The organism is Bifidobacterium sp. ESL0800 (assembly GCF_029395355.1).
In the GTDB taxonomy this organism is placed as follows: domain Bacteria; phylum Actinomycetota; class Actinomycetes; order Actinomycetales; family Bifidobacteriaceae; genus Bifidobacterium.
Map to the genome: position 1 here is coordinate 1,053,652 of NZ_CP113913.1, position 26,282 is coordinate 1,079,933.

19 protein-coding genes are annotated in these 26,282 nt (G+C 58.8%); 4 read left to right on the forward strand and 15 right to left on the reverse strand.

The window, feature by feature from the left end; genetic code table 11:
- Window positions 1-171 precede the first annotated feature (171 nt).
- Window positions 172-1,104, forward strand: a complete 933-nt coding sequence (locus OZX75_RS04285; protein WP_277147225.1) for a Fic family protein — start codon at window positions 172-174, stop codon at window positions 1,102-1,104.
- 166 nt (window positions 1,105-1,270) lie between these two features.
- Here the strand turns inward: OZX75_RS04285 and miaA are convergent, their stop codons facing one another.
- On the reverse strand, window positions 1,271-2,278 hold the full coding sequence (miaA, locus tag OZX75_RS04290; RefSeq protein WP_525930267.1) for a tRNA (adenosine(37)-N6)-dimethylallyltransferase MiaA: 1,008 nt from the start codon (window positions 2,276-2,278) through the stop codon (window positions 1,271-1,273).
- 135 nt (window positions 2,279-2,413) lie between these two features.
- On the opposite strand from miaA, the gene OZX75_RS04295 reads away from it, so the two are divergent.
- A complete protein-coding gene (locus OZX75_RS04295; protein WP_277147227.1) occupies window positions 2,414-3,178 on the forward strand; it encodes a GTP pyrophosphokinase in 765 nt (254 codons plus the stop codon).
- A gap of 116 nt (window positions 3,179-3,294) precedes the next feature.
- On the opposite strand, the gene OZX75_RS04300 is transcribed toward OZX75_RS04295, so the two are convergent.
- Window positions 3,295-4,131, reverse strand: a complete 837-nt coding sequence (locus OZX75_RS04300; protein ID WP_277147229.1) for an aldo/keto reductase — start codon at window positions 4,129-4,131, stop codon at window positions 3,295-3,297.
- 267 nt (window positions 4,132-4,398) lie between these two features.
- On the opposite strand from OZX75_RS04300, the gene OZX75_RS04305 reads away from it, so the two are divergent.
- Window positions 4,399-5,334: a Bax inhibitor-1/YccA family protein gene (locus OZX75_RS04305; RefSeq protein WP_277147231.1), complete on the forward strand. Its 936-nt coding sequence runs from the start codon at window positions 4,399-4,401 to the stop codon at window positions 5,332-5,334.
- A 120-nt stretch (window positions 5,335-5,454) separates the two neighbouring features.
- On the opposite strand, the gene acnA is transcribed toward OZX75_RS04305, so the two are convergent.
- From acnA to OZX75_RS04370, 13 genes are all read right to left on the reverse strand, one after another.
- Window positions 5,455-8,175, reverse strand: coding sequence for an aconitate hydratase AcnA (gene acnA, locus OZX75_RS04310; protein ID WP_277147233.1), 2,721 nt, complete (start codon window positions 8,173-8,175; stop codon window positions 5,455-5,457).
- A 462-nt stretch (window positions 8,176-8,637) separates the two neighbouring features.
- Window positions 8,638-11,331 carry an HAD-IC family P-type ATPase gene (locus OZX75_RS04315; protein WP_277147235.1) on the reverse strand — a complete coding sequence of 898 codons (2,694 nt, stop codon included), beginning with the start codon at window positions 11,329-11,331 and terminating at the stop codon, window positions 8,638-8,640.
- 177 nt (window positions 11,332-11,508) lie between these two features.
- The gene (locus OZX75_RS04320; protein ID WP_277147237.1) at window positions 11,509-12,048 is read right to left on the reverse strand and encodes a type 1 periplasmic-binding domain-containing protein; all 540 of its coding nucleotides are present in this window, start codon (window positions 12,046-12,048) and stop codon (window positions 11,509-11,511) included.
- A gap of 49 nt (window positions 12,049-12,097) precedes the next feature.
- Window positions 12,098-13,396, reverse strand: coding sequence for a class I SAM-dependent RNA methyltransferase (locus tag OZX75_RS04325; RefSeq protein ID WP_277147239.1), 1,299 nt, complete (start codon window positions 13,394-13,396; stop codon window positions 12,098-12,100).
- A gap of 237 nt (window positions 13,397-13,633) precedes the next feature.
- Window positions 13,634-14,443 (reverse strand): DUF3159 domain-containing protein, encoded by an 810-nt coding sequence (locus OZX75_RS04330; RefSeq protein WP_277147241.1) that lies wholly within the window; start codon window positions 14,441-14,443, stop codon window positions 13,634-13,636.
- Window positions 14,444-14,599: 156 nt separating this feature from the next.
- Window positions 14,600-15,511 carry a DUF3710 domain-containing protein gene (locus tag OZX75_RS04335; RefSeq protein WP_277147243.1) on the reverse strand — a complete coding sequence of 304 codons (912 nt, stop codon included), beginning with the start codon at window positions 15,509-15,511 and terminating at the stop codon, window positions 14,600-14,602.
- A 99-nt stretch (window positions 15,512-15,610) separates the two neighbouring features.
- Window positions 15,611-16,477, reverse strand: a complete 867-nt coding sequence (locus OZX75_RS04340; RefSeq protein WP_277147245.1) for an exodeoxyribonuclease III — start codon at window positions 16,475-16,477, stop codon at window positions 15,611-15,613.
- A 206-nt stretch (window positions 16,478-16,683) separates the two neighbouring features.
- Entirely contained in the window at window positions 16,684-18,699 is a 2,016-nt protein-coding gene (locus OZX75_RS04345; RefSeq protein WP_525930277.1) for a dipeptide ABC transporter ATP-binding protein, read from the reverse strand.
- Window positions 18,700-18,724: 25 nt separating this feature from the next.
- Window positions 18,725-19,702 (reverse strand): ABC transporter permease, encoded by a 978-nt coding sequence (locus OZX75_RS04350; RefSeq protein WP_277147250.1) that lies wholly within the window; start codon window positions 19,700-19,702, stop codon window positions 18,725-18,727.
- Window positions 19,703-19,719: 17 nt separating this feature from the next.
- Window positions 19,720-20,646, reverse strand: coding sequence for an ABC transporter permease (locus OZX75_RS04355; RefSeq protein ID WP_277147251.1), 927 nt, complete (start codon window positions 20,644-20,646; stop codon window positions 19,720-19,722).
- A 199-nt stretch (window positions 20,647-20,845) separates the two neighbouring features.
- A complete protein-coding gene (locus OZX75_RS04360; RefSeq protein WP_277147253.1) occupies window positions 20,846-22,477 on the reverse strand; it encodes a peptide ABC transporter substrate-binding protein in 1,632 nt (543 codons plus the stop codon).
- A 359-nt stretch (window positions 22,478-22,836) separates the two neighbouring features.
- On the reverse strand, window positions 22,837-24,480 hold the full coding sequence (locus OZX75_RS04365; protein ID WP_277147255.1) for a peptide ABC transporter substrate-binding protein: 1,644 nt from the start codon (window positions 24,478-24,480) through the stop codon (window positions 22,837-22,839).
- Between the two features lie 216 nt (window positions 24,481-24,696).
- Complete coding sequence (locus tag OZX75_RS04370; protein ID WP_277147257.1) at window positions 24,697-25,797, reverse strand: tyrosine recombinase XerC; 1,101 nt, start codon at window positions 25,795-25,797, stop codon at window positions 24,697-24,699.
- Between the two features lie 217 nt (window positions 25,798-26,014).
- Between OZX75_RS04370 and OZX75_RS04375 the strand changes: the two genes are divergently transcribed.
- Window positions 26,015-26,281, forward strand: coding sequence for a DUF6725 family protein (locus OZX75_RS04375; RefSeq protein WP_277147259.1), 267 nt, complete (start codon window positions 26,015-26,017; stop codon window positions 26,279-26,281).
- The last annotated feature ends 1 nt before the right edge of the window (window position 26,282 follow it).

A 26,282-nucleotide genomic window follows, 5' to 3' on the forward strand; every position in this document is an offset into this window, starting at 1 on the left:
TCCCCTCGGCCCCGTCAAACGGCCAATCTGCCCAACCCTTTCAAATGCCGGCGGGTTGCGATTGCCCGCAAATCCCTGAAATATTGTGCAGACAGCTTCGCGCTTATTGCCAGTGACTTCGTAAAGGCTCGCCCATAGTGATAACGTCGCCCATGGCCTTACGATGGAAACATGGTCATGACACCTGCCGAACGCGCGAGCGCGGTCGCATTCTCGTACAAAAACTGCGAGCTATCGGGCATCGTAGTGAGCGATGCGATGGTGATGGCCGCCAACGGCTATCAGCGCGGCACCATAGCCCTTTCGGATTTCGCGAAAGCACCCGAACGCCACGCACAACGGCCGAGCCAAAAAGCGTCTGCATATCAAAAAGATGAAGACGACAACGCCGGAGAACACTCATCGGTTACCGTTGCGCACTCAGGCGGCAGGATTGACAACGGCCAGCACGATCAAGCCGACATCAGCACAGAAACGCAGCTTCGCGACGACCGAATTTTCGCCCGCTGCGTACGGCTCATTGATTATGGGTGGCCGGCATACGGCGGACTTGACGAGCTGAAAACCATTCATCGCGGCCTGTTCGTCGGGGCAATGACCGATGCAGGAATGGTGCGCGGCGATGGTGGAAGCTGCACGATGCACGGTATCGACGACTTCACAAACCAACCGAATCGCGCGAACGACCGGGAAATCCACCAGAATCGTCAACGACAAAGCCCGTATTTTCCCGCTTCGCTTATCGCAACCGGGGCGGCCAACATCTTTTCGCAGCTGGGCGAGCAAGATTGTTTTTCAGGGCTTGACCGTGCCGGTTTCATCCGTGCTCTGGCAGGTGTCTATGACGAGTTGAACGCCCTGCATCCCTTCGCCTACGGCAACGGTATGGTGCTGCGCATGTTCGTCTCCGAACTCACGCACGCCGTGGGCTGGGACCTGAACTGGGGCACGGTCACGTTCGAGAGCTATCGGAAAGCGACCGGCCTGGCGTTGCTCGAACACGACATCTCAGGGTTGGAGCGCATGTTCGCCTCGATCATCCGACTGGCCAACCCCACCCGTATCTTCCTTATCTCGGGCTGGGACCAAGGTCCCGCGCACTGAGCTTCTGCCGTTATCAGTGAGAAAAGCACTTTTCAAAGCCCGGTTTGGCGCTTTCCGACTGATTCACATATAACTGTGGAGAAAAGCACTTTTTGAGGCCGGTTTTGGCGCTTTTCTCATCAATACCGTGCAAAAAGCCCCTTTTGTGGCGGCTTTAGCCGTTTTCTCAACGGGTAGCGATGTCGCCCAAGTGATGGGCTACATGATGCTCATCAGCATGGGCATCGGCTTCGTCGTATTTGCCAGCATCCGCACGAGAAACGATATCCAGCGCTTTGGCCGGCAGATCTTCGTCGAGCGCATTGAGCCAATGGATGCGCGGGTCGCGGCCGAACCAACCCATCTGCTTGCGGGCCAGGCGCTTGGTCTTCTGGGCGATGTCGGCGAACGCCTCGTCCTCGCTCATTTCGCCGTCAAGATACGCCTCGATCTGGGAATAGCCCAAAGCGCGCGAGGCGGTGACGCCGAGCAGCGGGCGAATGCGTCGTACCTCATCGACAAACCCCTGATCTCGCATCTGGGAAGTGCGGATGTCGATGCGCCGGTCGAGCTCCTCGCGCGGCAGATCAAGGCCGATCTGTACGGAGTCGATGACGTAACGGTATCGCGGGAGACTTGCGGAATAAGGCCTGCCAGTGATCTCGATGACCTCCAGCGCCCGAATGGTGCGACGGGCGTTGTGCGGGTCCATACGCCCGGCGGCTTCCGGATCCTTGCGCTTCAATTCGTCATACAACAATCCGGCGCCTTCGGCCTGTTCCCTCGCTTCGAGCCGGGAACGAACCTCGGGGTCGGTGCCGGGAAACGCGATATCGTCGATGGCCGCGCGCGCGTACAGGCCGGAACCGCCGACCAGAATCGGGCGTACCCCCCTGCCTTTGAGCTCGTCGATTTCCCGGCGCGCCAGTTTCTGGAATCTGGCTACGGTCATCGTCTCGCCGGGGTCGATGATATCGAGCAGATGGTGCGGTACCGCGGCCTGCTCCTGCGCACTCGCCTTGGCCGTACCGATATCCATCAAGCGATACATCTGGTAGGCATCGGCATTGACGATTTCGGCCTTTTGACCGCCCTTCGCAAGCTGCTGCGCCAAGGCTATGCCCAATCCGGTCTTGCCGGACGCGGTAGGGCCGATGATGGAGACGACACGGGCCACGTTGCTCTTCGTTTCCATACCCTTTACCTTTCGTTCGACCGCGGGCGAACCCGATAGTGGTGATTCTAACGACCGGTATCGCCTACGATATTCACGTCGGATTTTCAGCCGATATTCAGTTTAGATAGATGGCTCTCGGTAAGATGGGAAGACGTGATATTAGATCGACATGAACGCATCAACACCGCCGAAATCCAGGCAAGGCTCGAGAAAGTGGCCCAAAACGGCACGGACGCCGCCGGCTCACAGCTGTTCCCGGCGGACGAAATCACCGAATTCATCGACATGATGCAGGTCTACGAAGGCGCGATGTACGAGATCAGCACCAAGCTCGAAGTGCTCGACAGCGAGTTCCATGTCCATTTCGCCCATGACCCCATCCACCATATGGAACGCCGGCTCAAATCCGTCAATTCGATTCTCGGCAAACTCAGGCGCCGCAACCTGCCGATGTGCACGGAGTCGATACGCGACAATCTCTTCGACGTGGCCGGCATCCGCGTGATCTGCAACTATCGCGACGACGTCTATTCCGTAGCCAACTACCTTTCCAGTCAATCCGACATCCAGGTGCTGCGCGTCAAGGACTACATCAAAAGCCCGAAGCAGAACGGCTATCGCAGCCTGCACGTCATCTACGCGGTGCCGGTCTTCCTTTCCAACGGCGAGCACTACACGCCGGTCGAAGTGCAGTTCCGCACCATCGCCATGGACTATTGGGCCAGCCTGGAGCACGCCCTGCGCTACAAGTCCGACCTGCCGGACGCCAAGCTCACCGAGCATTCGCAGACGCTGCTCGACTGCGCGCGCAGCCTGCAGAACATCGAGACGCAGATGCAGAACATCCACCGCGATATCAACGGCGCCCCGCAGCAGGAGGAAGCCCCGACCTCGCAAGCCTTCAACCCCAATAAGTAACGTCGCACAATACACGATAGTTTTCGTTCCATACTGGTTTCGCCGGTTTCTTTTCAGCAAGGAACCGGCGAAATCGTTATGTAAGGCGCAATTGTTATGTAAACGATATTGAGAAACTAGAAGTCGAAATTGTCCGGGTCGCCGCCGGTTCGCACACCGGTTTCAAGACCGGCTATTTGCGACATTTCCTCTTCGCTCAGCTCGAAATCGAACACGTCGATGTTCTGCCTGATGCGCTCGTCGTGCGTGGATTTCGGAATGACGATGACGCCGCGCTGCAGGTGCCAGCGGATGACGACCTGGGCGGGTGATTTGCCGTATTTCGCACCGATCTGCGCAAGCCGCGGCGAAGAGAGCAGCGAACCGCCGGTACCGCCGAGCGGACTGTAGGCCTCAACGGCGATGCCCTGTGACTTGACGAAATCGACCAGCTCCTGGTTGCCGAACTGCGGCGAGGACTCGATCTGGTCGACCGCCGGTAGCATCCCCGTGCCGAGCCCCTCCAATTCCTTCACATGATGCTCCTGCAGATTGCACACGCCGATGGCACGGATACGACGGTCGCGATAGAGCGCAACCATGTCCTTCCACGCCTGCTGCCAGCCGTCTGCCGGCCAATGGATGAGATAGAGGTCCACGTAATCGGTGCCAAGACGGTCAAGGCTCTCATAGAACGCCTCACACGTGCGTCCTTGGCGGATGTCCTCGTTCCAAAGCTTCGTCGTCAGGAAGATCTCATGGCGGGCAACGCCGGAACGACGCATGCCCTCTCCCACGGATCGTTCGTTGCCGTAAACCTTCGCCGTATCGATATGGCGGTAGCCCGAGCGCAGCGCGACATCCACCGCGTTGGCCGTGGTCTCCCCCTCCGGGGTCTGGAACACGCCCAATCCCAACTGAGGGATAGTGATGCCATTGTTCAATGTGATATCCGGAACCTTGTTGTCGGTCATTGCCGCCTCCATGATGCGTGTGATTGTTTCCAAACGTCTTGGAACAAACCCTTCTATGCTTTCCATGCTAATCGTGCAGCATCATAATCTCCGCTCTACGTGAAGCGCAACGCTTCCTTCGACCACTGTAAGAGACAGAAGACCAAGCAGCGTATTCTCGACCCCTCAAATCCTACGTTGTTCACACTCAGCCAATTGCCAGTAACTGCGGATAGACTGATAACCATAACCAACAAGTGTCAATGAAAATCGACAAAAGGAGCAGGCATGGCTTTCGGGAACAGGCCTGAAGACAACAACACGCAACAGCCTTACGGGCAGCCGAACGCATACGGACAGAACTACGGGCAGCAACAATACAACCAATACGGCCAGCCTCAGGGACAGCCTTACGGCCAAGGCCGGAACATGCAGTACGGACAGCCGTACGCGCAACCGCAATACGGACAGCCTGCATATGCGGGTGCGGGTGCCGGGACGGCGGCCCCGACGATGACGATGAACGGGCAGACCGCCTATTCCTTCGAACGCGCACGCCACGTCTCCACCACCAAGGCCTACGGCGAGATGACGCTCGGCCTGCTCTTGACCGCTGTGGTCGCCGTGTTCACCCAGATGACCGGCGCACTCGAGGGCTTCCTGATAGCCACGGGCATGATCGGCTGGATCGGCCTGGCCGTGGTGCAGGTGGCCATCGCCGTCGTGCTGGGCTGGCGCATCGACAGGATGAGCGTAGGCGCCGCACGCGCCATGTTCTATCTCTATGCTGCGCTGACCGGCTTCACGCTCGCCACCATTTTCTACACCTACAGCCTGCCGTCGATCGGCATGGCGCTGGGGCTGTGCGTCGCGTTCTTCTTCGTGTTGACGATGCTTTCGCTGACCACCAAGAAGGACATGCTCAAGGCCGGCCCGATTCTGTTCGTCGCGCTTCTGGTGCTGCTGGTCGGCGAAGTCATCATGATGTTCTTTGCTCCCTCGCAGACCACGCTCATGATCACCGGAGCCATCGGCCTCATTGTCTTCGCCGGGCTGACGATGTACGACGCCCAGCAGACGAGAGCCATGTTCGATGTGGCTGAGCAACGCGGCGATACCGTGATGCTGAACCGCATCTCAATCATCTGCGCGCTGAACCTCTACCTCGACTTCATCAACATGTTCCTCTATCTGCTGCAGATTTTCGGCGACAGCGACAACTAAAAGCCGACTAACCCAAGGCCCATAGCACATACTCAATCGGGGATGACAGACGATTTCTGCCATCCCCGATTTGTTATCTATCGAGTGTTTCCAACTACTGTCATCGTCGGACTCCAGCCTCTACTTCATCAGCCGACGCAGGACATATTGGAGGATGCCGCCGTTGCGGTAGTACTCGGCCTCGCCTGGGGTGTCGATACGGACGGTGGCGTCGAATTCGATGGGCTTGGGAGTTGGGTTGCCTTCAGCTTCTGGCTTGGTGGCGATGACGTGGACGGCCTTGGGAATCACACCGTTGTTGAGCGTCTCGATACCTTGGAAATCGTAGGTTTCCGTGCCGTCGAGACCAAGCGATTGTGCGGACTGGCCTTCGGGGAACTGCAGGGGCAGAACTCCCATGCCGATGAGGTTGGAGCGGTGGATGCGTTCGAAGCTGCGGGCGATGACGACCTTGACACCGAGCATCAACGTACCCTTGGCCGCCCAATCGCGCGAGGAACCGGTGCCGTATTCGCTGCCCGCCAACACGACCAACGGGGTGCCAGCCTTGCGGTAATCGAGCGAGGCGTCGAAGATCGTGGTCGGTTTGCCTGCCTCGAAATCATAGGTGAATCCGCCTGGGCGTATCTCTTCGCCCACCGAGGCGAGCAACTGGTTGCGCAGACGGATATTACCGAACGTGCCACGCACCATGACCTCGTGATTGCCGCGACGGGAACCATAGGAGTTGAAATCTTTTGGCTCAATGCCATGGTCCAGCAGGTACCTGCCTGCAGGGCTCGAGGCAGGGAACGCACCGGCCGGCGAGATGTGGTCGGTGGTCACGGAGTCGCCAAGCAAGGCCAAGACGCGAGCGCCGCGCACATCTTGAACCGGCTGCGGTTCGGCGCTCATGCCGTCGAAGAAGATCTGGCGACGCACATACGTGGAGTCCGGATCCCACGCAAAGCGTTTGCCCGACGGTACGTCGAGGGACTTCCAGCGTTCGTCACCCTCAAAGACGTCGGCGTAGTCGCGTACGAACATCTCACGATTGACGGCAGTCGAAACGACCTTGGCTATCTCCTCATTGGACGGCCAGATATCGCGCAGGAAGATTTCGCGGCCGGTTTTGATGTCTGTGCCGAGCGGCTGGGTTTCAAAGTCGAAGTCGAGCGTGCCGGCGATGGCGTAGGCGATCACGAGCGGCGGCGAGGCCAGATAGTTCATCTTGACATCGGGGCTGATGCGCCCTTCAAAGTTGCGGTTGCCTGAAAGCACCGAGGTCATCGTCAGGTCATTGTCATTGACCGCCTTGGAAATCTCGGGCAGCAGCGGGCCGGAGTTGCCGATGCAGGTGGTGCAGCCAAAGCCGACTAGCTCGTAACCCAATGCATCCAGGTCCTCCTGCAAACCGGCTTTCTTGAGATAGTCGGCCACAACCTGCGAACCCGGGGCCAGCGAGGTCTTGACCCACGGTTTTGGCTTGAGGCCGTGGGCCCGGGCAGCTCGGGCGAGCAATCCGGCGGCGATCATCACCGATGGGTTGGAGGTGTTGGTGCAGCTGGTAATCGATGCGATGGCGACGTCGCCGTTCCTGATCTCGAAGTCACCGCGGAAATCGGTATGTACCGGCACCGGGTCATGATTCGTGTTCGGCGTCTCATAATCAGGCAGCGTTTTTTCGAACGTGGCCTTGGCCTCGTCAAGCCTGATGCGGTCCTGCGGACGTTTGGGGCCGGCGATAGAAGGAACGACCGTGCCAAGATCGAGTTCCATATACTCGGAATATTCCGGCTCCACATAATCAGGGTCGCTGGTGTCGCCCCAGAGTCGATTGGCCTTGGCATAGGCCTCGACCAGCGCGATCTGCTCGTCGCTGCGACCGGTGAGGCGCAGGTAGTCGAGCGTGACCTGGTCAATCGGGAAGATGCCACAGGTCGAGCCGAATTCGGGGCTCATGTTGCCGATGGTGGCGCGGTTGGCCAGCGGCACGGAAGCGACACCGTCGCCGTAGAACTCCACGAATTTGCCGACCACGCCGTGCTCGCGCAGCATCTGGGTGATGGTCAGGACCACGTCGGTGGCGGTGACGCCTTCGGGAATGGAGCCGGTGAGCTTGAAGCCGACCACACGCGGCACGAGCATGGAGATGGGCTGGCCGAGCATGGCCGCCTCGGCCTCGATGCCGCCGACGCCCCAGCCGAGCACGCCCAGGCCACCGACCATGGTGGTATGCGAATCGGTGCCGACACAGGAGTCGAGGTAGGCCAGATCGCGCCCGCGCTCCCCTGGTTTGCTCATCACGATTTTTGCAAGATATTCGATGTTGACCTGATGGATGATGCCGGTTCCCGGCGGCACCACGCGGAAGTTCCTGAACGCCTGTTGCCCCCAGCGCAGGAAACGGTAGCGTTCGCCGTTGCGCTGGTATTCGCGGTCCATGTTGCGCGTCACCGCGTCGGCGACGCCGTAGTGGTCGATCTGCACGGAGTGGTCGATGACCATGTCGGCCTCGACCTGCGGGTTGATGACCTCGGGATTCCCGCCCAGCTCGGCCACAGCATCACGCATGGTGGCGAGATCGACGATGCAGGGCACGCCGGTAAAGTCCTGCATCAGCACGCGTGAGGGCCCGAATTCAATCTCGTGGCTGGGTTCGGCATTCGGGTCCCACTTCAGCAGCTCGTTGACCTGGTCTTCGGTGACGTTGATGCCGTCGATGCGACGCAGCAGGTTTTCGACCAAGACCTTCAACGAATACGGCAGGTGCTCGATGCCGGGCAAATCGGAGATTCGATAATAGTCGAAGACTGCGTCTCCTACATGTAGAATATTCAGTTGGCGGTCGCTCAATGTCATATCTCGATCTCTCTTTCGTCATGATTCTTGATATCACATAACTATTGCCATTATCAGACACAAGTAAGTCGATGGAGTTACCAAAGCATTCCTTAACAGAAAAATATCGCCAAATCGTCTCTATTCCAATGATTTGTCATGTTCAAAATATGAGACCACCCATTTAGACCACCAAATTTGTCATTCGTTCCCGTTCTTGGTGCCGCCAAGTCCTCCCAAAAACAAGACTTTTCACATTAATTCGCCAAAAACAGGCATCTTGGTGCACCAACACCCCTTGAAATCGAGGATTTGAACATACATTTGCGATTTCAAGGGGACTTGGATGCACCAACATGCCTAAAAAAAAGAATATTCGGCGTCGTATATGAATGTATATTTGCGTACGACGAAATCAGGCGAAAAATATTGCCGTATTAAAGGCCAATGACAGCAACCGTCTCCACCACATGAATCGGAGCATTATCTTTTCCTCTTCATGAAGACGGGACGACAAGCCAAAAGACGGCCAAAGAGATCGGCAATCGTCTGGATGCCTGCGAAGATGACGATGGAAAGCGCCAGCACGATAAGCGTGGCGACCAACGTCCATCCGGTCGGGAACTGGAGCTCGAAGAAATCGGAGACGATCGGAATGAACATGCCGATCAGACCCGCCGCGGCAAACGCGGCCACCAAGACACCGCGCCAGGACTTCAGCGGTTGGGCCACGCGGGCCATCACCAGAATGCCCAGCACGAAGACGATGATGGCGCAGATGTCACGCAGCTTCAACAGATCGCCCGGCTTGGAGACGTTCCAGCCCATGAGGCCGGGCAACGTCCAAGCGGTAAGCAGGACGGAGAGCGCCACCGCGATGCCGCCCGGCAAGGCGAAACGCACCACGCGCCCCAGGAATCCCGGAATATAGCGCCGGCTGTTCGGCGCGAGCGCAAGGATGAAGGCCGGCATGCCGATGGTCAACGCGCCGATGTACGTGATATGGCGCGGCAGGTACGGGAAGGGAATGAACGTGCAGACCACACCGAGCGAGATCAGCGCGGAATAGACGGTTTTGACCAGGAAGAGTGAGGAGACGCGTTCCATATTGGCCATGACCTGACGGCCGCGGGCCACGACGCTGGGCAGGTGGGAGAACTTGGAATCAACCAGCACGACCTGCGCCACGGCCTTGGTGGCGGGTGCGGCGTTGCCCATCGCGATGCCCAGATCGGCCTCTTTCAAGGCCAACGCGTCGTTGACGCCGTCACCGGTCATCGCCACGACGTGCTTGGTCTCGTGTAGAGCCTCGACGATGGCCTTCTTCTGCTCGGGCAAGACACGGCCGAGCACGTCGACGTTCTCCATGACCGTGGAGAGTTTCTTGACGTCACTGGGTAGCTCGCGGGCGTCCATGGCCACCGGTTCGCGATCGCCGGTCAGACGAACCGTCTTCGCGATGGCGCCGACGGTTGCCGGGCTGTCTCCGGAGATGATGCGGCAACGCACGCCCTGGTCACGGAACCAGGCCAGCGTCTCCTCGGCGTCGTTGCGGATATGCTCCTGGCAGAGCACCAGCGCGACCGGCCGGGAGGCGGAGATGAGACACGGATTGTCGGCGAAAGCGGTTGCCGCCTGAGCATCGGCACAGGAGCCGGGAGCACAGGCGATCAGCAGCACGCGCATGCCTTGGTTGGCGTATTTGGCCACCATGTTCTTGGCGGCTGTATGTTCGCCTGCGAAACCGCTGAAAAGCATTTCCAGAGCACCCATATACCAGATGTCGCCGCCGCGCACGATGGCGCTCCATTTGCGGGCAGAAGAGAACGGTACCCGGGCATCGACCGGTTCGTCGCGCACTCCCTTGGCGTTCAAAGCCTTAAGCACGGCGGCACCGGTACCGTTGGGGTTCTCTTCATTGGACAGATCGTATAGCGCCTGTACCACTGCGGCCTTTTCGTCATCGGTGGTGCCGACGGTCACGCTGGCATGTACGGCGTTTTCGCCGGACGGGGCATCCACCACGATATCGGCGTCGGCGCTAGGACCTACGACATCAGAAGTCCCGAGCATGACGACCTGATTGAAGACGATGCCGCCGTCGGTGATGGTGCCGGTCTTGTCGAGGTTCAGCGCGTCCACGCGGGCCAGCGTCTCCACGCTTTCCAACTCCTGAACCAGCGTATGTTGGCGGGCCAGACGCATCGCGGCAATCGCGAAGTTGAGCGAGGTCAGCAAAACCAGTCCCTCGGGAATCATGCCCACCACCCCGGCCACGGCCGAGACGATGGCCGAACGCCACGCACCCGTCGAGAAGGCCACCTGCCAACCACCCACGGTACGGATCTGCGAGGCGACCAACAGGATGCACAGCGGAATGACGATGACGGTCATCACCTTCAGGATGGTGTTGATGCCGCGGCTCAGGTCGGAAACGGTTTTCTTGTAGACCTTGGCTTTGGCCGTCAGTTTGGCGGCGTACCCCTGCTCGCCTACTGCGTCGACACGAACCAGCGCCATACCCGATGTTGCGTTAGAACCGGAATAGACCTCGGACCCTTCGCCTTTTTTGACGGTTCGCGACTCGCCGGTCAGCATGGATTCGTCGAGCTCAAGACCCCATGTGTGCACGATGGTGGCGTCGGCCGGCACTTGTTCGCCGCTACGCAGCCAGAGCAGATCGCCGAGCACGATCTGTTCATGTTCGATTTCGACGTCCTGACCGTCACGACGTACCAGCGAGCGCGAGGCGACCAGGATCGAAAGCTTGTCGAGCGTGTGCTTGGCCCGCATTTCGGTGAACACGCCGATACCGGAGTTGATGATGATGACCAGTCCGAAAACGGCGTCTTTCCATTGCCCGGTCAGCAGCACCAGGACCATGGCCACGAAAATGATGGCGTTGAACAGTGTAAAGACGTTTTCGCGGATAATCTGCCCGAACGAACGCGAGCTTTCGGTGTCGACTTTGTTGACGTTGCCCTGTGCGACCTGTTCGGCGACTTCGGCTTTGGTCAGGCCCGTCTCCGAAATCCGAGGAAGCCGGTTCGCGCTCCTCCTCTGTGCTCCGCCGTTGCCGTTATCGGCAGCATTCCTGTTGTCGCCGTCTTGCCCGTTTACCGGTGTTTCGCCGACCACTTGGCCTACGCCCTGCCCAAACATCCCGGTGGTACTCATTGGTTGCCCCTTCACGCGTGCCTTATCCAGCCCATACGTGGCTCACGGCCGCTGATACGATTCCTTGCTTGCCCGCCGACATCTGAAAACACTGGTGCGGCCTGTTCCTTGTTTCCAAGTATATGCTGTGTCACCTTATCGTATCGGCTGCGTTCGCGATGAGCCTTCACCGCATATTTACGGTAACGTCACGCTGATGGTTTTGGGGTGCGGATTGTCGTTGATCGCGCTTTGCACGGCCTGGTCGAACGGAACCGTGCCATTGCCCTGCCCCGTCGGCACTATCCGCAAGATTTCGGCATAGGTCTTCGCATCCTTCGGCGGATTCGCCGAATTGACCAATATCACCGGGATACCGGCGTCGCGCGCAACCTGCAAAGCCTCGGTCCAACTATTGCGCTGGTTTCCTTGCATATCGAGACTGTCAACCACGAAGGCGGTAACCGGCCGTCTGGTCATATCTTTGAAGGATTGAACCGGATTGAGTGTAGTACTTCTGTCCGGCATAGGAGCGTAAACAGCCTTGATATCGGCTTTTTGCAACGTTTGCAGCACCGTCCGGTCGAGTTCTTCATCGCCGGTGGTGACCACGCCGATCAGGATGTCGGATTTGTCGACACTGTCGTGATTGATGTGGCCAGCCGCCGTTGCAGTATCGCCTACTGCGGCATTTTTGGGGGCACAGGACGCGAGCGCCGGCACGGCCGACAAGGCCATGCAGACACTCAGAACGATTCCCAATCCCCGACGCATCAACGTATCTGTCTCACTCGCCGTTACGGGCGAACAACGCCACGGTCTCGACGTGATGGGTCATCGGGTAGATGTCGAACGCCTGAATCGATTTGAGGCCATAACCCAACTTGGTCAGCGTGGCCGTGTCGCGGGCGAGGCTGGTCGGGTCGCAGGCGATATAGATGATTGAGTGCGCACCCGCCTCGGCCAGCTGACGGCAGACCTGCGCCTTGGCTCCGGCACGCGGCGGGTCGAGCACGACGATATTGGGATTCGCAAGTTCTTCGGGCACACGACGCAGGCAATGGGAAACGTCGCCCTGCAGCGCGGTGACATTGGCGTCCTTGGCGATATGCAGGTTGCGTTCGGCGTTGCGCACGGCCATGCGCCCGCCTTCCACGGACAGCATTCTGGTATGACCGAAGGTCTTGGCCAACGGCACCGTGAAGAGACCGGAACCGGAGAACAGGTCCCAGAGCGTGGCGGATTGCACGCCGGAAAGCTCCTGGCTGACCAGCCTCATCACATATTTGACCAGCGTCGGCGGGGCCATGCGGTGCACCTGCCAGAACCCGTCGGCCTCGACGCCGTACTTGTAGCGCTTGCCGTCCACATCCACGACTTCCTTCAAACGCTTGGAGCCGGCGTGCAGATGGCCATTGACCGTGATGGCGAAATTGTCGCCGATGGCCTCAAGCAACGTTTTGTTCGACACACGGGAAGTATGGATATCGCGGGGTTCGGGAACCGCGACGCGAATTTTGGCGCCGGGCTCAAACTGCTCGTCCCAGAGTTTCCGGTCGCGGGCGACGGCCAGCAACGCGCGGCTGGCCAAAGGCATCGTATCGATGCGTACACGCGTATGCGAGGCCCGACGACGCATCGAGGCACGACCTTCCTCGTCGGCGATCAGCTCGATGCGGGTGCGCCAGTGCAGGCCTTTTTCGTCGTTGTCTCCGTCCATGCGGGTGACCGGCACCTCATCGATGTCGAGATGACCCATGCGTCGCATCTGATCGGTGATCACGGCGGATTTCCATTTGAGCTGGCCGGGCAGCGAGACGTGGATCAGATCGGCGCCGCCGACTCCCCCGCCGGCAGCCAGAGGACCGGCCAACGGCCACAGCGGCTCGGCACGGTTCTCAGAAGCCTCCACGACGTCGACGACCTCGCCGGTCCAGAAACGGTCGTCACGATCGTGCGGCTCGTCGAGTTCGATGGTGTCCAGTTCGCCGGGCAGCGCGAAACGCACGAAAACCACCCGGCCGTCGATATGGGCGACGCAGCGCCCCTGATCGGCGTAACGTTCGATACGTACTGTGGCTTGCATGCTGACCTCTGCTTCTTGAATGTGTGCGGACGCGATCCGGTAGCGGCCTTTACGCCCGATTAACGTTGTTCTTTTCGACTATGCCGACGATATCAACCATTATCACAACCGGCATACCCTGATGACTGGAATAACCAGTCTATCGTTGACCCTTGTCCGTGGATTTCGGGATATCCATGCCTTTAGTCGAATAAGACATTCGCAACATTTGCCGACTTCATAGCGCCATCGACACCTTCATTTTTCGGCGGATACCGTCTTCTCCGAATCGGCGGCATTCACCCCGGCGTTTGCACCATCTGCGATGGCATTGCCGACAACGTTTCCGTCTTCGCCATCGTCACCATCATCCCCTTCATCGTCAGACTTGAACTTGGGATGATGCCTCATCGGATCGGCAATCAGAAGGTAGGAAACCCAGATCGCCAGCGCCCAAAATGGCAGGCCCATCAAAAGACGCGTGGTGCCCAGCCAGGTAACGTGATTGGTCAGATACAGCGGCACCTGCACCACCAGCCGCAGCGCGAACACGCCGATCCACATGGCCGTGACGATGTCGTAGGCACGCATAAGTTTCTTGTCGCCTCGCCAATCGGCAAGCCAGGCACGAAGATGCTCGGTGGGCAGAGAACGGATGAATTCAACCAGAAAACCAACCCCCGGCACCCGAATGGCCAGGGTGATCGCCAATACCACGATGTAAACGGCATTGGTGATGAATCCGTACATGTAATAGTTGCGGGCCTCGTGCGTGTTCCATGCCCAGATCAGGCAGATGGCGATGGAAATCAGCCCGGCCAACGCGCCGAGCACCGTCTGCCGCTGCACAAGGCGCACCAGCACCAGAAGCACGGCAAGCACCGCCGAGACGATAATCGTCGCTTTAAGATCCGAGGTGACAACGAACATGACCACGAAGACGAAACCAGGCAGCATCGATTCGATGACTCCGCGAATCCCGCCGATGGCATCGATGACGGAGAAATCCTCGCCGTTCCCGGCAGCGGCCAGTGCCGCCAATCCCTGACGTTTTTTGGTGTCGCTCATCGTTTCCGTTCCGTTTGAGAATATTTGCCACGTTTGCCGTGTTTGTCACGAATTATTTGCCGATAGGTTTTATCGTCTCGAACTGAATATCGCCGGTACATCATTCGCCGGCCCACCCGTAACGGGCGAACCGGCGAATCGAAGGAACACGGCGAATCAGCGCAATTCCGAGAACATCGGGCCACGCGAGATCGTGGTCTGCACCTCGGTCTGCTGGTCGGCGACGAACGGGCCCTTGATCCGCTTGGGAATCTTGTGGTCCTTACCGTCCTTGTCGGCCTCGGCGGCCGCTTCGTCGGCCTTGCGCCGCTCTTCAGGCGAAACCGGCGCATGCATCGGGATCAGGTCGCGCGGTGCCAGCGGCTCTTCACCACGGTCGACCACGATATCGGAGAAGAACTGGTTCAAAGCCTTGGTCTCCGGGCTTTCCGGATGAGTGGCGGCACGACCGGAGAAGATGCCGCGAAGCATCCAACGCGGCCCATCGACACCGACGATACGGGTAATCAGCTTTTTGCCGCCCTTGACGACGACCGGCAACTTGATTTCCGTGCCGAAAACGCCCGGTTCCTTGCTCGCGTTCGGGTTGGCGGCCAGCAGATCGTCACTAACCCCGCCCCAAAGACTCAGGGTCTTGGGAGCCGCGAGCGCTTCGATCTCCAGGCTGGAGGTCTTGTAGGAAATGGTGCAGCCAAGCACCTGGCCGCTGGCACGGTTGGCCTTGACCCTCAGTTCGATGCCCTGCATGAACGGCAGATAATAGGCGCCCATGTCAAGATACTCGTCGTAATTCGGGGCTTTTTCCTCTTCGATGTCCCACGGCCCGTAAAGCTCACCACGGTCGGGATAGGCCTCGCTCGGCTCGTCGGGAACCTTGTGGTCCTCGACGGCATCTGCCTCGTCCTCACTCCCCTCCATCTCCGTGTTCTCATTGCTTACGTTTTCGGCATCAGTGCCGTTATCGTCAACCCCGGAATCAGCGGCCTCGCCCTGTGCTTCGGTATCCTTGACCTCGGCTTCATCCTCGTCTTCGCGATGCTTCTTTTTGCCGAATCCGAACAATCCCATAGTTCCTCGTTTCAAAACCTCGAATGATGCTTCAAGCCTATCACCGGGCTACGTCCCAGCGCGGCTCGCATTTTTTTTCAACGCCCTAAAAATGTGAGTCTAGATGTCGTAGACCACACTCAATGGCGCATGATCGGACCAACGGGTGTCGTAGCTTGGCGCACGGTCGATATCGAAGGACATAGCCTTCTCGGCCAGGCCCGGAGTGGCGAGCTGATAGTCGATCCTCCAGCCGACGTTGTTGTCGAAGGCGCGACCGCGCTGGCTCCACCAGGTATACGGCCCCTGCACGTCCCCGGCCAGCTTTCGCATCACATCGACGAAGCCATATTGCGCCGGGTCGAGCCATTTGTCGACATACGCACGTTCTTCGGGGAGGAAGCCGGAATGTTTCTCGTTGGCTTTGGCGTTCTTGATGTCCAACGGGGTGTGGGCGATGTTCATATCGCCGCACAGCAGCGCCTGACGGCCGCCTTTTTCGGCCTCGTCGCGCAGCTGGGCCATGCGTTCGAGCATGCGGTCGAGGAAGCGGTATTTCTGCGTCATCTTGTTCGGATCATCGGTGTTGCCCGCGTGTACGTAGACGCTGGCGACGGTGAGCTTCATGCCCGACGGCGTGGTGACATCGGCCTCGATCCAGCGGCCGGAATCGACGTCCTCGCTTAAGTCCATCAGCCCGTAGCGCTGCTCTTCGATCTTGAGGTCACTCAACAGGCCGACACCGGCACGCCCCTTGATACGGCAGACCTCGTCCATACGGCCAAGATTATCAGCCTGCGAGACCTTGCCGGCCTTCTCATATCCATCCGCCATGCGCTCGAAAATCGGGTCGATTTCCTCCTGCGGCGCACGGACCTCCTGCATGCACCAGATGTCGGGGATGCGGGCCTCGGCCCAGTCAAGCACGCCCTTGCGTTTGGCCGCACGGATACCGTTCAGATTCGAAGTAGTCACTGTTATGCTCATGCCGCCAGTCTAGCGTGGCACGGGCACAATGGACCCATAGACCGCGACGCACAAGCAGCGCAAGCCGTATTCTTCCAGTCGATATCACTTTCCCGGCACAAGATGCTGGTTGCACATATGAAAAATCCCGCCACACTTGGTGACGGGATTGACGAAACGTTGCCGGCAAATCCTATCGAGCGTTTACCGGCACAACCTGCCGAGACTCAGTCCAGACCGAGCTGCAGATGACCACCGGGGATCGCATCGAGCAGATCCTTGGTGTACTGCTGCTGCGGATGATCGAAGACCTCGTCGGTGGTGGCATGCTCGACGAGCCTGCCCTTCTGCATCACCACGACCTCATCGGCGATCTGACGGACCACAGCCAGATCGTGGGTGATGAAGAGGTAGCTCAATCCGCGCTCGGCCTGCAGATCGTTCAGCAGCTGCAACACCTGATCCTGTACCAATACGTCGAGGGCGGAAACGGCCTCGTCGCAGACGATGACGTCCGGGTTCAGTGCCATGGCACGTGCGACGGCGATGCGTTGGCGCTGGCCGCCGGAAAGTTCGTTCGGATAACGCTGCATCACCGACTGCGGCATCTTCACCAGATCAAGCAGCTCGCGGACGCGCTGTTCGCGGCTCTTCCTGTCGCCGATCTTGTGGATGCGCAGCGGCTCCTCGATGGAGCGGTAGATGGAATACATCGGGTCGAGCGAACCATACGGGTTCTGGAAGACCGGCTGGACATGCCTGCGGAAGTCGAGCAGCGATTTGCCCTCGAACTCGCTGATGTCCTTGCCTTCGTAGGTCACCGTGCCGCTGGTGGGCTTCAGGAGCTTCAGCACCATGTTGGCCACGGTGGACTTGCCCGAACCTGATTCGCCCACAATCGCCAAGGTCGTGCCGCGCTTGACCGAGAACGATACGTCGTCGACAGCCTTGAACATCTCTTTTTTGCGCGGCAGCTTGAATTCCTTGGTCAAGTGGCTCACCGTGATGATGTGCTCGCTCTTCTCGAGCGTTTCCTCGCCCTTGACGTGATGCTCCATCAGGTTTTCGGCGTTCTCGCCGTGCTCCTTGGCGGAGATGATGCGCTGCGAGGCCAGCGACGGGGCCGCGGCCACCAGACGCTTGGTGTAGGGATGCTGCGGATGCTGAAGCACCTCGAGTGACGGGCCGGATTCGACGACCTGGCCCTTGTACATCACGACGATCTGCTGGGCGCGTTCGGCGGCCAGACCCAGATCATGGGTGATGAAGAGCACTGCGGTGCCAAGCTCGTCGGTCAGGGTGTGCAGATGGTCGAGAATCCTCTTCTGCACGGTGACGTCGAGGGCACTGGTGGGCTCGTCGGCGATCAGCAGGTCAGGCCGGCAGGCCAGGCCGATGGCAATCAGCGCACGCTGCAGCATGCCGCCGGAGAACTCATGCGGGTACTGACGGGCACGGGTGGCCGCGTCAGGCAGCCCGGCCTCTTGCAACAGACCGGAGATACGGTCGGTCATGGTGCTGCCGAGCACATACTTCTTGGCGATACTCCAAGCCTTGTCGTCGTTGACCCCGGCCTTGATCAGGTCATCGGCCACGCGCCAACGGGTCTCGGAACCCGGAACCCATTCCTGCTTGAAATAGTCCATCTTCTTTTGGGCTTTGTCGGCATTCACGCCGGCTTCGCCAAGCGCGACCTCGGCGGCCTTCAGAAGGTCAGGAAGCTCCTTGGAGCCGATGAAGGTCTCATCGTCCTCGCTCTTGACCGCGACTTCTCCGCCGGCCAAAGCCTTGGCCAGCTTCGAACGCTTCTCGTGGGAGATGTCCATGTGGTTGGCCTTCAGAGCCTCTTCGACCTGGGTGCCGATGCGCCAGACGGGGTTGAGGTTGCTCATCGGATCCTGCGGGACCAAGCCCATCTTGTCGCCCAAGAGCTGCTCATACTGTTTGCGCGTATAGCCGGAGATCTCCTCGCCTTCCAGCTTGATGGAGCCGTCCACAACGTGACCGGTGCCGGGGAGCAGACCCAAGACCGCCATGGCGGAAGTGGATTTGCCGGAACCGGATTCGCCTACGATCGCGACCCACTGGCCGGGGTAGACATTGAAGGAGGCATCGCGTACGGCATGCACCGCACGCTTGTCGCCGGTGGTGAAGTCGACCTTCAGGTCTTTGACCTCAAGGATCGGCCCCTGCTCGCGCTGCATTTCAAAGAGTTTTTCGTTCTTTTCGCTTTTGCTGTTCATTTCGCTCATCGTGTTTCCTCCGCACTCACGCCGTACGGCTCTTGGGGTCAAGCGCGTCCTTGACGGCGTCGCCCATCATGATGAAGGCGAGCACCGTGATGGCCAGCGCGGCCGACGGATAGAAGAGGACGGAGGGATCGGTGCGCAGAATAGTCTGCGCGTTGGAGATGTCGCCGCCCCAGCTCACGGTCGTGGTCGGCAGGCCGATGCCAAGGAAGCTCAGGGTCGCCTCGGAGACGATGTAGGTCCCGAGCGATGTGGTGGTCACCACGATGATCGAGGCCATGGAATTGGGGAGAATGTGCCGCATCAGGTTGCGCCAGGGAGTCGAACCCAAAGCGGTGGAAGCGGTGTTGAACTCGAGGTTCTTGGTCTCCATCACCGCCCCTCGCGAGATTCGCGCGGTCTGCGTCCAACCGAACAGTGTCAGCACTAGCACGATCTTCCAAACCGAACCGGAGGTGCGGAACATCTGCAGCACCACGATGGCGCCGAGCAGCAGCGGGATGGCCATGAAGATATCGGTGAAACGGCTCAGCACCGCATCGATCCAGCCGCCGAAGAAGCCGGCGAGGGCTCCGATCAGCGAGCCGACGACCATCACGAGCAGCGTGGTCAGAATGCCGACGGAAAGCGAGGTGCGGGTGCCGTAGACGGTACGGGTGAAGACGTCGCAGCCCTGGGTGTCATAGCCGAAGGGATGACCGGCGCTGCCCTTTTCCAGGGAATGGTCCAGCTGGCAGAAGTTGGGGTTCTGGTGGGTGAAGACACCCGGGAACAGCGCCACGAAGATGACGCAGAGGATCAGTATCGCCGAAACGATGAACAGCGGGTTCTTGCGCAGCGTTCTCCACGCATCGGCCCACATGCTGGTGGCAGGTGCGGATTCGTCGACCGAATCGACTTCCTGCAGCTTGACGGCATCCGGCGGTGCCACGTACCGCTCCTGCCCTGGAAGCACACGGGAATCGGCCATGGTTGTATTTGTTGTTGTTTCGCTCATTTGGTCTCCTCCCCCACTCACGCGTACCTGATGCGCGGATCGAGAGCCGCGTAAAGCATATCGACAATCAGGTTGCATACCACGAAGATCAGGGTCAGCAGCGTGACGATGGAAACGACCATGTTGCTTTCGCCCTTGAGGATGCTCTGATAGGTCAGGAAGCCGATGCCGTGGACGTTGAAGATGGTCTCCGAGATCATCGCGCCGCCCATCAGCGCTCCCAGATCCTGGCCCAGATAGGTGACCACGGGAATCAGGGAATTACGCAGCACGTGACGGACGATCACCGATCGGTTGCTCATGCCTTTGGCCCGGGCGGTACGCACATAGTCCTCGGCGATGTTCGAGGAGACCTCGGAACGCGTCAGTCTGATGATATAGGCCATCGAAACCGAACCAAGCACCATGGCCGGCATCAGCAGGTCGAGAAAGCCGGGATCGCTGCCCGCGGTGACCGGCAGCAGACGCCACTTGACGCCGAGGAAGTACTGCGCCAGGAAGCCGGTGACGAAGGTCGGCACGGAAATCAGAAGCAGGGAGACGATCAGGATGACGGAATCGTACCACTTGCCCTTTTTCAGTCCCGAGATGATGCCGAAGATGACACCGAAAACGGCTTCGAAGACGAAGGCCATCAACGCCAGCCTGATGGTCACCGGGAAGGCCCTGCCTATCTCGTCGATGACCGGCTGTCCGGAGAATGTGTTGCCGAAGTTCAGTGTCAGCGCATTCTTCAGAAACAGCAGATATTGGATGATGAATGGCTTATCGAGGTTATACTCCGCGCGAATCTGGGCCGCGACCGCAGCATTGACCGGTTTGTCGCCGAACATCGCCTTCACCGGATCACCGGGAAGCGCGAAGACGAGGGCGTAAACCAACAACGTTGTGCCGAGAACCACGGGGATCATCTGCAGAATACGGCGCAGAAGATACTTGCCCATCGGTTAACTCCTTATTTTCCTAAGCCTAGGATTGGCCAAACTGCTTGAAAGCACTGATAATCCCTTCGGCTTTTAGACATATGTCTGTAAGTGTAGCGCAGACACAAGTCAAGAATGTTAAGAAAAATGTGGAGACGATGCCATAAAAGCCTGTCTCCACATCATCTCAGCCGCATATCAATACCGGATAAAACCGATATTACTTATGCAATTGGCTATAAACCGGCAGATTCTGCCAGTCGACGGCCAGGCCTTTGACCCCCTTGGCGGCCACACCGTGCGCATTATCGTAATACATGGGAATCGCAGGCAGGTCGTTCAAAAGAATCTCCTGCGATTGGCTGTAGATGGCGTTGGCGGCATCGGTGGAAGGCGCCGCATAGGCCTCGTCCATCAGCTGATCGAATTTCTGGTTCTGGTAATCCCCGTCGTTGGAACCGCTGCCATGGGCCGCGGCGGAATCGTATTCCTGGAACAGATAGTTCTCGGCCGAGGGATAGTCAGGCTGCCAGCCGGAGCGGAAGCCGCCCTTGATACTGCGCTTGTCGACGGCGTTGCGGAACTCCTGGAAGGTCGGCATCGGGTCGGCGGCCACGTCGATGCCCAGCGTGTTCTTGATGGAGTTGACCATGGCGTCGTAGATCGCCTTGTAGGGGCCGTCCGAGTTGTAGGAGATGGTGAACTTGTCGTTGTCTTTGGAAATGGCATCGGCTTTGGCCCACAGTTCCTTGGCCTTGGCGGCGTTATAGACAAGGTTGTCCTTGCCCTTGAGGCCCTTGGAGAATCCCGGGGTCTTGGGCGAGGTGAAATCAACCGGCTGCGTACCCGTGCCGTTGAGCACCTTGTCGATGATGCCCTGTCTGTCGATGGCCTTGGAAATGGCCTGACGACGCAACGTGCCCTCTTGCGTGCCCGACACGAAATGCGGCAGGTTCGAGGGGATCGTGAACATCTGGATGATCGAACCGGGCTGGTTGTATGCCTGTACGTTCTGGTCGGTTTTGAAGCTTTTGGCATCGGCGGTGGGCACCGTGTCGAGCACGTCAAGATTGTTTCCCTGCACATCGGCGTAGGCCGCGTCCACCTTCGTGTAGATCTTGAACGTCACGCCCTCGTTCTTCGGCTTGACATTGCCCTTGTACAGCTTGTTGCGCACCAGCCGGATTTCCGTGTTGTGGTTCCAGCCCTCCAGCTTGTAGGGCCCGTTGCCTATAGGAGCGTTGCCGAAGGCCTTGGGGTCCTTATAGAACGACTCCGGCAACGGCGCGAAGGCGAGGTAGCCGACCTTGATCGGGAAGGTCGCGTCCGGCTTCGACATGGTGACGGTGAAGGTGGAATCATCGACGTCTTTGAGACCGGAAAGCTGCTCGTCGCCCTTGAGGCTTCCGGCCTTCTGCAGATCGTCATAGCCCTGGACGGTGGAGAGGAAGGACGAGCACTTCTGCGCGTTCTTGACATTGGCCACATAGCTCCAGGCCCTGGTGAAGGATTTCGACGTCACCGGGGTGCCGTCGCTGAACTTCCAGCCCGGTTTGAGCTTGACGGTGTATTGGGTGGCGTTCGCATTGCTCTCGATCGATTGGGCCACCTCGTTGGAAGCCTTGCCCTTGGCATCGAACGATACCAAACCCGCGAAGAGCAACGTGCCGGGCCTGGCGCCGCCGGACTCGTTGGTGTTGCCGGGGACGAGCAGATTCTGCGGCTCCGTGTCGAAGGCGGTGATCACCCCGTTGCCGTCTTCGCTCCCCGCTGTGTTCGATGCGCCGCAACCGGCCAAAACCATGGCCAGCGAGCATGTCAACGCGGCAAACGCAAGCATTCGTTTCTTCATTGTCCCTCTTCTTCCCTTCAATCTCTCTGTTCGGTATCAACGGCAAATCATGTCGAAAGTCTTATACTCGGCCCGGCAAACGGCCGCAAGATGCATTGAACCTCTTTGAGGCTGCCGATAAGCCCCAATGAACACTATTCGGACACTTTCCGGCTAAATCGCGCAAAATGATGCGGGCGAACACAATCTCATCGTCGCGCTTCGTCTGCAATAACGGCACGTCGCCAACAGACCGCCACAGTAACGGAACACCACCCGGGTATGCAAAGGCGGGAAGACGCTTTCGCATCTTCCCGCCCTGTTTCCTACGCGAATCGAGACACTGCGATGTCAGGATCCCGTACGATTCCTTCAATGCATCACTTGTGCATCTGGATGAAGGTCGGATAGGACTGCCAATCGATGGCGAAGCCCTTGACGCCCTTGGCCGCGACGCCCTGATTCGCCATGTAGTACAGAGGGACGGCGGGCAGATCGTTCAGCAGCACTTCCTGAGCCTGCTGATAATCCTTGTTGGCCTCGTCGACGGACTTGGCCGCATAGGCCTTGGCGAGCTCGTCGTCGAACTTCGGGTTACTGTAATCGCCATCGTTGGAGCCATTGCCATGACCCGCGGAAGTGGCGAAGTTCTGCACCAGATAGTTCTCGGCAGACGGATAGTCAGGCATCCAGCCAGAACGGAAGCCGCCCTTGACCTTACGGTTGGAGATGGCGTCACGGAACTCCTGGAACGTCGGCATCGGGTTGGTGGCGGAGACTCCGGAGCCCAGGGTGTTGTTGATGGAGTTGACCATCGCGTCGAAGACGGGCTTGGAGGTGCCGTCGGAGTTGTAGGCGAGCGTCAGCTTGTCGTTGTCCTTCGAGATGGCATCGGCCTTCTGCCAGAGTTCCTTGGCCTTGGTGGGGTTGTACTTGAGGTTCTCGTTGCCCTTGAGGGTTGCGGAATAACCGGGGATCACCGGAGCGGTGAACTCGTGCGCGGTCTCGCCGAGGCCGTTGAGCACCTTCTTGATGATGGTGTCGCGGTCGATGGACATGGAGATGGCCTGGCGACGCAGCGTGCCTTCCTCGGTACCGATCTGGAAATGAGGAAGGTCGGAAGGAATGGTGAACTGCTGGATCGAGGAACCCGGCTTGGCATAAGCCTGCAGGCTGCTGTCGGTGCGGAAGCTCTTCGTATCCTCCGGAGGGATGGCGTTCATGGCATCCAGGTTGCCCGCCTGAACGTCCGCGTACGCGGCGCTGGACTTGGTGTAGATCTTGAAATCAACGCCGTCGTTCGCCGGCTTGTCGTCACCCTTGTAATAAGGATTCTTCACGATCTTGATGTCGGTACCGTGGTTCCAGGAATCGAACTTGTACGGACCATTGCCGATGGGCTTGTTGCCGAAGGCCTTCGGATCCTTGAAGAAGGAGGCAGGAAGCGGTGCGAAGCCGGAATAGCCGACCTTGATCGGGAACGTGGCGTCGGGAGAATCCAGATCGACGGTGAACGTGGAGTCGTCGACGACCTTCAAGCCGGAGAGCTGTTCGTCGCCCTTGAGGCCGCTGGTCTTCTGGAGATCCTTGTAGCCCTTGATCGTGGAGAAGAAGGACGAGCACTTCTGGGCGTTCTTCACATTGGCGACATAGCTCCACGCCTTGGTGAAGTTCTCGGCCTTGATCGGGCTGCCGTCGCTGAATTTCAGACCGGACTTGAGCTTGATGGTGTACTGGGTGCCATCGGCATTGGGCTTGATGGATTGCGCCTGATCGTCGACGGGGTTGCCCTTGACGTCGAAACGAACCAGCTGCGAGAACAGGCCACGCAAGACCATGCCGCCGCCGGTTTCATTGGTGTTGCCGGGAATCAGAGGGTTCTGAGGCTCTGAATTGAAGAGCGTGATGATATCTTTGCCGCCATCGGACGATGAGCTCGACGAAGAGCCGGAGCCACCGCAGGCGCTGAGAAGCATGGCCGCTGAGCAGACGACAGCTGCGAGGGCCAGACCTTTCTTCTTCATAAGATTTCTCCCTTTCTTTTTTGTTGTGCAGAGAACCTGCACATCTAACAAAAAAGGCCGGCTGTAAAGGCCAACCTCTTTGCTGTTATCTTTTATTTATACGCCGGTTCATGAATTATGCAAGTCAATATCCATAAAATGAACAGCAAAAAAATCGAGAAAAACCAATAGGAATCAATAATTAGTAAGAATCAACACAAAATAAATATTATATGGTTACGCCCGCGGGAAAGCCTGCCGATATCGTTTTTTGAGCTGTTCGATGGAGACATGCGTGTAGCGTTGGGTGGTTTTGAGCGAGGAATGGCCGAGCATCTCCTGCACCTCACGCAGGTCGGCACCGCCGTCGAGCAGGTGGGTCGCCGCACTGTGCCGCAAGGCGTGCGGACCGATATCGGGCACACCCGCTTCCTCGGCTTTCGTATGAACCACTTCACGCACCACCCGCTGGTCGATGCGAGCGCCACGAGCCCCGAGGAACAGGGCATCACTACGATCAGGAGCATCGGGCGAGTGGACTGATCCCCTTTTGCGTGAAGTCGTTTTCGACGATTTGCCGGATTGCTTTCCAGCCTTGACCAGCACCGGGCGGCCGGAGACCGACAGCCAAGACTCAAGCGATCGAGACGCGGGGGCGCCGAACGGCACGACACGTTGCTTGTCGCCCTTGCCGGTGACCCGAACCGTGCGGGTGTCAAACGAGACGTCGCCGATATCCAAACCGGTCAGCTCGGCAACGCGGATGCCGGTGGCATAGAGCAGTTCGACCATCGCCGCGTCGCGCAGCGCGAGCGCTTCGTCTTTCGCACCGATCTTCGACGGATTCTCATTTATCCTGCGAGGTCTATGCGTTCCATCATCGCCGAGGTCTTCCTCTTCGCTTTTCGCGAGATGTTGACCATCGGCCTTATTCCGGGGTTCTTTGACTTCCCCGCAATCCGCATCGGCGGTCTCCATCAGCCGCTCGGCCTGCGATTCGTTCAGCACGGTGGGCAATGTCTGCGGTATCTTCGGCGTCATCAACGTGGCCGCAGGATTCGTGGCAATGAGGTCATGTTCGTCGGCCCAGGCGAAGAAGTTGCGCACCGCCACGGTCTTGCGCGCCATGGAACTGCGGGCGTGACTGCGCGATTCGTGCGCCATCCACCCGCGCAGGTCCTCCAGCCTCACAACGTCGAGGTTGTTTACGCCGTTATCGGCAAGAAAACCCAAGCATTCCAGCAGGTCGGTACGGTAGGCCTTTACGGTATTGGCGGAAAGGCCGCGGTTGGCTTTCAGAAAGTCGAGGAACCGGTCTACCTGTCGTCGATATTCCATTGCACGCCTCCTTTCATTTCCGTGGTATGCCGATCTCACGAATCGGCCTTGCTGTTTCCGAGCTCCGGCTGATTTACCTGCTATTTATTATGGTATCCACAATAAACCATAGTTAGTTTGCTGCCGCACCCGAAGCACAGCGCAAAAGATTGCGGGCAGTCCAAAAGACCTATCATGGAAACGACATCCAGGATGCCATAACACGAAACGAGGAAACATGCCACTGCCGAAATCGATTCCCGCCGGAGCACGGCTGATGGTCCGCACGCTCGACGGACGCGACGAACGGACCGGTCGTCAGCAGTTCCGCGATTTTCTCGGCCACGTCCGTTCTTGGGACGGCAAGACGCTTTGCATCACGCGCGACCCTGCCGCCAACGGGTCACGCCCCGCTCAGGACGTAGACATTCCCCGCGAGCGCATCGTCGCGCTCAAGCCGATTCCGGAACGAAAGACACGGCACGACCACCCACAGGATGTATGAC